9 protein-coding genes and 1 pseudogene are annotated in these 6,749 nt (G+C 48.6%); 2 read left to right on the top strand and 8 right to left on the bottom strand.

Annotation, left to right across the window (positions count from 1 at the left end):
* Nucleotides 1–13: 13 nt before the first annotated feature.
* A complete protein-coding gene (locus HX884_RS24645; protein WP_249166279.1) occupies nucleotides 14–343 on the bottom strand; it encodes a hypothetical protein in 330 nt (109 codons plus the stop codon).
* A 174-nt stretch (nucleotides 344–517) separates the two neighbouring features.
* Here HX884_RS24645 and HX884_RS24640 point away from each other — a divergent pair, with 174 nt between their 5' ends.
* Together HX884_RS24640 and HX884_RS24635 are read left to right on the top strand one after the other, a co-directional pair.
* Nucleotides 518–778, top strand: a complete 261-nt coding sequence (locus tag HX884_RS24640) for a type II toxin-antitoxin system ParD family antitoxin (protein WP_015572037.1) — start codon at nucleotides 518–520, stop codon at nucleotides 776–778.
* Nucleotides 765–1,061: a type II toxin-antitoxin system RelE/ParE family toxin gene (locus HX884_RS24635; RefSeq protein ID WP_015572038.1), complete on the top strand. Its 297-nt coding sequence runs from the start codon at nucleotides 765–767 to the stop codon at nucleotides 1,059–1,061. Before HX884_RS24640 ends, HX884_RS24635 begins: the two co-directional genes overlap by 14 nt.
* A 223-nt stretch (nucleotides 1,062–1,284) precedes the next feature.
* Here HX884_RS24635 and HX884_RS24630 read toward each other — a convergent pair whose 3' ends face one another.
* The 7 genes and pseudogenes from HX884_RS24630 to pcoA form a co-directional block, all read right to left on the bottom strand.
* On the bottom strand, nucleotides 1,285–1,593 hold the full coding sequence (locus HX884_RS24630) for a Silver-binding protein (RefSeq protein WP_111969924.1): 309 nt from the start codon (nucleotides 1,591–1,593) through the stop codon (nucleotides 1,285–1,287).
* A gap of 135 nt (nucleotides 1,594–1,728) precedes the next feature.
* The gene (pcoS, locus tag HX884_RS24625) at nucleotides 1,729–3,129 is read right to left on the bottom strand and encodes a copper resistance membrane spanning protein PcoS (RefSeq protein ID WP_178328933.1); all 1,401 of its coding nucleotides are present in this window, start codon (nucleotides 3,127–3,129) and stop codon (nucleotides 1,729–1,731) included.
* Nucleotides 3,126–3,806 carry a copper response regulator transcription factor PcoR gene (pcoR, locus tag HX884_RS24620; RefSeq protein WP_001188930.1) on the bottom strand — a complete coding sequence of 227 codons (681 nt, stop codon included), beginning with the start codon at nucleotides 3,804–3,806 and terminating at the stop codon, nucleotides 3,126–3,128. Before pcoR ends, pcoS begins: the two co-directional genes overlap by 4 nt.
* Nucleotides 3,807–3,860: 54 nt before the next feature.
* Nucleotides 3,861–4,739, bottom strand: coding sequence for a copper resistance inner membrane protein PcoD (gene pcoD, locus HX884_RS24615; protein ID WP_241187637.1), 879 nt, complete (start codon nucleotides 4,737–4,739; stop codon nucleotides 3,861–3,863).
* A 55-nt stretch (nucleotides 4,740–4,794) separates the two neighbouring features.
* Nucleotides 4,795–5,175 carry a copper resistance system metallochaperone PcoC gene (pcoC, locus tag HX884_RS24610; RefSeq protein ID WP_000025662.1) on the bottom strand — a complete coding sequence of 127 codons (381 nt, stop codon included), beginning with the start codon at nucleotides 5,173–5,175 and terminating at the stop codon, nucleotides 4,795–4,797.
* A 39-nt stretch (nucleotides 5,176–5,214) separates the two neighbouring features.
* Complete coding sequence (gene pcoB / locus HX884_RS24605) at nucleotides 5,215–6,105, bottom strand: copper resistance outer membrane transporter PcoB (protein WP_178328932.1); 891 nt, start codon at nucleotides 6,103–6,105, stop codon at nucleotides 5,215–5,217.
* 5 nt (nucleotides 6,106–6,110) lie between these two features.
* A pseudogene (gene pcoA, locus HX884_RS24600) lies at nucleotides 6,111–6,749 on the bottom strand (multicopper oxidase PcoA); the annotation flags it as partial.

Genomic DNA, 6,749 nt, shown 5'->3' with positions numbered 1-6,749 from the left:
GGACATCGTTAACTTAAGATACAAAAGCTGTTCGGAGATGGAGGGTCAAGATCATATCGTCGATAATGGAATGGATAACATCGAGATCCTCTGGCAGCCACGGCTTTCCAGTACGGGGAAACACCAGGTCCGGTTCGCGCGGTTTCTTTACCTTCTCGTTTTTAGCGATCTGTCTGGCTTCTTTCTCCGCAGAAATGAGCCGTAGTCGCTCCTTAAGCCCACCCAGTGTGGCAACCGTTTTAATTAAATTTTCTCGCTGTTCGCGAGTAATGCTTTGCTCATCGCAGATCAGGTCGTTCAGGGTATCGATGAGTGTATCTACCCGATTTTCTGTTAATTTCATTTCCAGTTCTCGCTTAAGGCTACAACTCAGCATTCTATTAGATATCTATTTGATTTCGCATCCCTGTTGATCTCATAAATGCAGTCCATAGTCTCGATCACTGAGCATGGAAGCCTGATGCTAAAATGATATACTGATGTAAGAACAAATCTTACATAATGAAACGGAGGGGTTATGGCCCGTACGATGACGGTGGACGTGGGTGATGAGCTGCGCGAATTTATCGATTCCCTGGTTAAGGCTGGTGATTACCGTACCCAGAGCGAGGTCATGCGAGATGCGCTGCGTCTTCTGCGAGAGAAGCAGGCTGAATCCCGCCTTCAGGAACTGCGCGATCTGCTGGCCGAAGGCATCAGCAGCGGCGAGGCGAAACCATGGAACAAGGATGCATTCCTGAATAATGTCAGGGCCAGGGTGGCAAATGAAAGAGATTGAGCTGACACCCAAAGCAGAAGAAGATCTGGAAGCAATCTGGGGCTACAGCTTCCGACAGTTCGGGATTGTTCAGGCGGATGCGTATATCAGCCGTATAGCAGCGGTTTTTAACGTGCTGGCCATGCATGACATCGGCACGCATCGCGCTGAGCTGGGAGACAATATCTGCTCGTTGCCGGTGGAACAGCACATGATCTATTTTGTGCCATCGCATTCGGTGGTTACGGTCATACGTATTCTCAGCCAGTCTCAGGATACGGCACGGCATGAACCCTGGATATAATCGGGCAAGAAACTTTAAATACATAAAAATCAATTACTTAGTTCGTGTAATCTATCTTATGTTAAATTTAGTCCGTCGTTCATTTAGTTCATAACAGGCCGCAGACTACGATTAATCATACACAGACATAATCTTTCATTTGGTTTAAAAAAAACGCTCCCGATCGGGAGCGTAAGCCAGTGACTTCGGCGTCAAATGAGGGTCTGACAAGTGGAGCTGCGGGTTAATTCTGGGTGATCTGGCTGCGATGCTTTTCAGCCTGCTGCTGATGAATAACGGAAGATTGACCATTATTCGCCTTCTCATGCACAACAGCGGCTTTCTCATGCTCGTTCATTTCGGAAAATGATTTTGCTGTTTCGTTAGAAGCTGCTGGCTTGGATTTCATCATTTTTTTATGCATTTCAGCCATGTCCTGATGGGCAGGCGCCTGGGCATTATTTACCTGGTCATGCATGTTCATTGTCTCTGCAGCCCAGGCAGATGAAGCGACAGCCATCATGGCAATAAAGGATACAAGGATCTTTTTCATGGTTGGGTCTCCGGTGTTTTCATACCCGAACAATCAATGCTTATAACAGAGAAAGCATTTGATCTCAGGGCTGGTTGATCATCACGCCAGGAACCGGGCGATTGAATTATCACGCTGCTCCTGATTTATGAATAATTATACCATTAACAGGCGCACTTTGAACACAATTTCACGCCCCTGCTGTTCTGCTGACAGCTCGCCGCCGTGAGCATGAATGATCGACCTTGTAATTGATAATCCCAGCCCCGCGCCTTCCGTGTTGTAGAACCTTGATGAGTCTGCGCGATAGAACCGGTCAAACAAACGTTCCAGATTAGCGGGAACCTGGCCGGACATCGTATTCGTAATCATCACGTTCACACAGTTACTGTCACGCTCAAGGTGTATCGCTGTACAGGTGTTATCGGGAGAATACTTGATTGCATTGGAAAGCAGGTTACTGAAAGCACGTCGGAGCATATCGCTGTCTCCGGCAACAACGCCCTCTCCTTCAACCGTGATTGTCTTTCCTGTTTCGTCTGCCAGGGGCTCGAACAACTCACGTAATTCATTCAGTTCGGCTGCCAGATCCACATCATGTTTATCCAGCCGCAGCAGACCATGCTCTGAACGTGCCAGAAAAAGCATGTCACTGGTCATTCGTGACAACCTTTTCAGTTCTTCCAGGTTAGCGAATAAAATTTCGCGGTAATGCGAAACATCCCTTTCCTTAGCCAGTGCAAACTGCGTCTGCATCATCAGATTACTGACTGGTGTGCGCAGCTCATGCGCGATGTCAGACGAGAAATCTGACAGTTTCCGGAATGCCCCCTCCAGGCGATCAAACATATTATTGAACTCCTGCATGGTCTCAGAGATTTCCGGCGGAGCCAGATCGGGATTTAGACGCTGATCCAGGCTGTGTACGGTCATGGAGGAAGCCAGACTGGTCATTTCCCGTAGCGGTTTCAGACCAATACGTGTGGTCAGCCAGCCCAGAAAAACAGAAATAAAGACCAGACCGATATTGAACCAGAACAGCCAGGTACTGAGTTTGTCCATAAACAGGGTGTGATACCCAGTATCCGTGGCAACCGTAATGATGACATGTTTGCTTTTACCCTGTTCCGGCGTCACGGCAACCCGCCGCGAGATACTGCGGTACACGGTGTTATTTTCTTCCGTCTGGATCATATAGTCGAGAATATCACCCGACTTATTAAGCAGGACCGCTGGAACAACAGAATTTTTGGCATAGAGTTCAACAATTTTTTCATTTTCCATGTTTTTTATAGAAATGAATAAGCCATTGTGCCCCACCATCGCATCGTTTATTTTTTCTGATAATGACTTAATATCCGTTTTGTTCCTGAACGTCTCTGTTTTAAGAAACTCTTCGGTGAGCTGAAGTTTACCTGTCAGAAAATCGCGGTCCTGATTATCGAAATAGCCATTAAGGGTGCTAATCAGGATAAAACTTGATAACCACCATACCGTAAGCATCACCGCAGAAAAAATCAGGCTCAGGCGTGTGGTCAGGGAAATTTTGAACCTCACTCTTCTCTGATCTCCAGGACATATCCGGCACCGCGAACGGTATGGATCAGTTTTGGCTCAAAGTCATCATCAATTTTACTTCTCAGACGTCTCACGGCGACATCAATCACATTCGTATCACTGTCAAAATTCATGTTCCAGACCAGGGACGAGATAAGACTCCTGGGTAACACTTCTCCGGTGCGTTGCAGCAGCAACTCAAGCAGAACGTATTCTTTACCGGTGAGATGGATCTTCTTCCCCGAACGGATCACGGTCCGGCGCACCATATCAACGGTCATATCGGCGATGGTGCAGACTGTTGCGGCCTGCGAGCGTGCCCGGCGCAGCAGGGTTCTTACACGTGCAACCAGCTCCGTAAAATCAAAGGGCTTAATCAGGTAGTCATCTGCGCCAAGCTCCAGTCCTTTCACTTTGTCCCGCACGTTGTCCTTTGCGGTTAAAAACAGGACCGGTTCTTCGTGCCCGGACTCCCTCAGTGCGCTGATGATTTGCCACCCGTCGAGGAAAGGCAGCATCACGTCCAGTATTATCAAATCATACTGTCCCTTCGACGCGGCCCCGAGACCATCGCGGCCATTATTAAAGAGATCGGCCTGATAGCCTTCCTCAACCAGTCCCTGCTGCAGGTAACGACCTGTTTTTTGTTCGTCTTCAACGATTAAAATACGCTGCATGGTCAACTCGCTGATATGAAAGTAAAAATCTCACGCATGAGCGTTGGCTGTCCCCTAGCTGACCTGAGACGGAGCAAGCATTCCGAGCCACGCTACGGCGCCCAGAATGATAATCGCAACAACGAATTCTGTCAGGATGCTGTTTCGCATCAGGGCAACGCTGCGATCATAATTCCCTTCCCTGACCATAACTTCAAGCCGGGGACCCAGGTGAAACCGGTTTGCTGCAGCCAGAAGAAGCATCAGAACAAACAGAGCCGTCTTGGCAAGCAATATCCTCCCCCAGGAACTGTTGAATAAGGGAGTTAAGTTACCCTCAGCAATATACAGATAGTTGACCAGCCCACTCAGGATCAGGGCTACAACAATCACCGTTCCTGCCGTGGCAAATTTTGCCAGGGAGTCAGATATCACAATGACGCTCTGTGCATTATGCTCGTTTCTGCGCATCAGCAGGATAGCAAATGCAACCAGAGCACCTGTCCAGGCACCTGCAGCGCCGAGATGGGTCAGATCGCTCAGTAAATGGAGATAGTAATGCAGACCGTCATGCATAACGGCGTGTCCTCCCCAGGCAAGTGTAGCCAGCGCCACGCCCCCACTCATCGTCATCAGCAGGCAGGACAATACTCTCTTATTAGTGTAAAGGAACAAAGCACCGAGTGTGGTAAACAGGGCACAGAGCCTGACAATCCAGCTAATACCCACATCAGTTTCTTCTATCACCATCTCGATAACATGGATGGATAATTCTCTGAGGTCAGTTACTCCACTCATGGCATTAGATACCAGGAGCATATTAATGCCAGTAAGAATGATGCCTGTAACAACAGCAAAGGTTATAAACGACCTGAAATTAGTCAGGTTATAGGTTTCATGTCTGACACCACTTATTCCATATATCTGAAAAAATGGCAATCCAAATATTACCATCAAATCCAGATAAAGAAGAAAACGAATAACAATCATAATCAGGTCGTTCATAATATTACTTCACTGTAAAGGTGTAATTACCGGTAATAGGGTGCGTATCTGAAGAAACCGCGCGCCAGTCAACACGATAAGTGCCAGCGGGTAAAGGCTCTCGCGGAATAATGACCATCGATTTAGGGTCAGCGCCTGGCGCCACTTTTGCCGCGACCGGCATCGGAGAATGTGATGACATGCCTTTCATACCCGTCATCGTTAATTTTGCACCTGAGAATTTCACGGTCAGATTTTCCGAGAAATTAAGCTGAATCTTTTCCGGGGCCGCTACGGCTGAATCAGCCTGTGGCACAGAGCTTTTTAATTCCGGATGGGCCATAGCAGAGAAAGCAACGCCCATAACGAGGCCACCTGTAAGAATGGCTTTATTTAAAATCGACATTTTATTTACCTGTTTAGTTGAGTGTTTTATATCAGTGCGTTAAAACCAGATTCTGGCTCCCGCCAGGAATACTACCTGATGGTCTTTCTCACCTTCTCTTTTCGCCATATCGGATGTTTTCCCGTAAAGTTGATTCCAGGAAACGCCTATATAGGGTGCAAACTCACGGCGTATTTCATAGCGCAGCCGGAGCCCCAGCTCTGTGTCAGTCAGTCCCCTGCCGCGACCCCGCGATTCATCATCCTGACTGTAGAAATTCACCTCATAGGATGGCTGGAGTATGAGCCGGTTAGTCAGTAAAACGTCGTATTCTCCTCCCAGACGAAGGGCTGCTTTTCCGCCATTACTGACAAAACCCGTAATTTCAGACTCAAAATTATAGAGTGCCAGCCCCTGAAAACCGACAGCAGCCCAGGTCCGGGCAGAAGCAGGTCTGAAATCCTGCCTGACACCCGCAACCAAATCCCACCATGGGCCAACCGCATGTCCCCAGAGTAACTGCGCTTCAGCCGCCTCCGTTTCCCCAATGCTTCGTTCACCTTCACTCTTTAGCCAAATCCGATCTGTGTCGCCTCCAATCCAGCTGTTAACACTCCAGTTGAAATTGTTGGTGTTATCCGACCGTTGCCATTCCAGTTGATCCAGCAGAACCAGATAATTAATCGCACTGTCGTGAATCGCATGCCCCTGTAAATTGCCGAATGCAGCCTTCCGGTCGGCATCGGTAACAGGCGGAATTGGCGTTCTGCTCTCAGTTACAATGGGCTCCATTGACGTCATCTCAGTGAAATTCTCATCTGCTGGCATCTGCATGGCAGACATGTCGTGCCCGGCGTGGGGATCTGCAGAGACGGAGCCCGCCGCAATAGAAAACGGTGAGGTAAAGAAACCGGCGACCAGAACAGGTATGGCCTTCAAATTTCTCTTCATTCGCATCATTCCTCCACCCGGACTTCACGAAACATTCCCATTTCCATGTGATAGAGCAAATGGCAGTGATACGCCCAGCGGCCAAGCGCATCTGCTGTCACTCTGTAACTGCGTTTTGTACCAGGGGGAACATCTATTGTGTGTTTACGAACCATGAAATTACCGTTTTCATCTTCCAGATCGCTCCACATACCATGCAGGTGAATGGGGTGAGTCATCATGGTATCGTTGATCAGCGTGATCCTGAGCCGCTCACCGTATTTCAGCAGCACCGGTGCGGCATCTGAAAACTTGATTCCGTTAAATGACCAGGCAAACTTTTCCATGTGGCCGGTTAAATGCAGTTCTATGGTACGGCCAGGTTCACGTCCGTCAGGATCCTCAAAGCGGCTTTTCAAATCCGCGTACGTGAGAACCTTTCTTCCGTTATTTCGAAGACCAATACCCGGATCATTTAATTTCGGAGAGACGCTCATCGCCTGCATATCAACCAGTGGGTTATCCGTTTCTGACGCAGGATGACTTTGCATACCCGGCATTCCGGCCATCCGGGAATGATCCATACCGGCCATGCTGCTGTGATCCATGGGCGCGGAGGATGTCCCGCTATCCGGAAGGTCAGCACCGTCCATAGACATCATCTC

The organism is Enterobacter sp. SECR19-1250 (genome assembly GCF_013391025.1).
Lineage (GTDB): Bacteria > Pseudomonadota > Gammaproteobacteria > Enterobacterales > Enterobacteriaceae > Enterobacter > Enterobacter cloacae.
The sequence above is the reverse complement of the archived record's forward strand: the minus strand, read 5'-3'. Positions and strand labels throughout refer to the sequence as shown.

Bases quoted from the DNA above. Each gene is read 5' to 3' on its own strand.
- HX884_RS24645 (WP_249166279.1), bottom strand. From the start codon at position 343: ATGAAATTAACAGAAAATCGGGTAGATACACTCATCGATACCCTGAAC.
- HX884_RS24640 (WP_015572037.1), top strand. From the start codon at position 518: ATGGCCCGTACGATGACGGTGGACGTGGGTGATGAGCTGCGCGAATTT.
- HX884_RS24635 (WP_015572038.1), top strand. From the start codon at position 765: ATGAAAGAGATTGAGCTGACACCCAAAGCAGAAGAAGATCTGGAAGCA.
- HX884_RS24630 (WP_111969924.1), bottom strand. From the start codon at position 1,593: ATGAAAAAGATCCTTGTATCCTTTATTGCCATGATGGCTGTCGCTTCA.
- pcoR (WP_001188930.1), bottom strand. From the start codon at position 3,806: ATGCAGCGTATTTTAATCGTTGAAGACGAACAAAAAACAGGTCGTTAC.
- pcoD (WP_241187637.1), bottom strand. From the start codon at position 4,739: ATGGTAATATTTGGATTGCCATTTTTTCAGATATATGGAATAAGTGGT.
- pcoC (WP_000025662.1), bottom strand. From the start codon at position 5,175: ATGTCGATTTTAAATAAAGCCATTCTTACAGGTGGCCTCGTTATGGGC.
- pcoB (WP_178328932.1), bottom strand. From the start codon at position 6,105: ATGAAGAGAAATTTGAAGGCCATACCTGTTCTGGTCGCCGGTTTCTTT.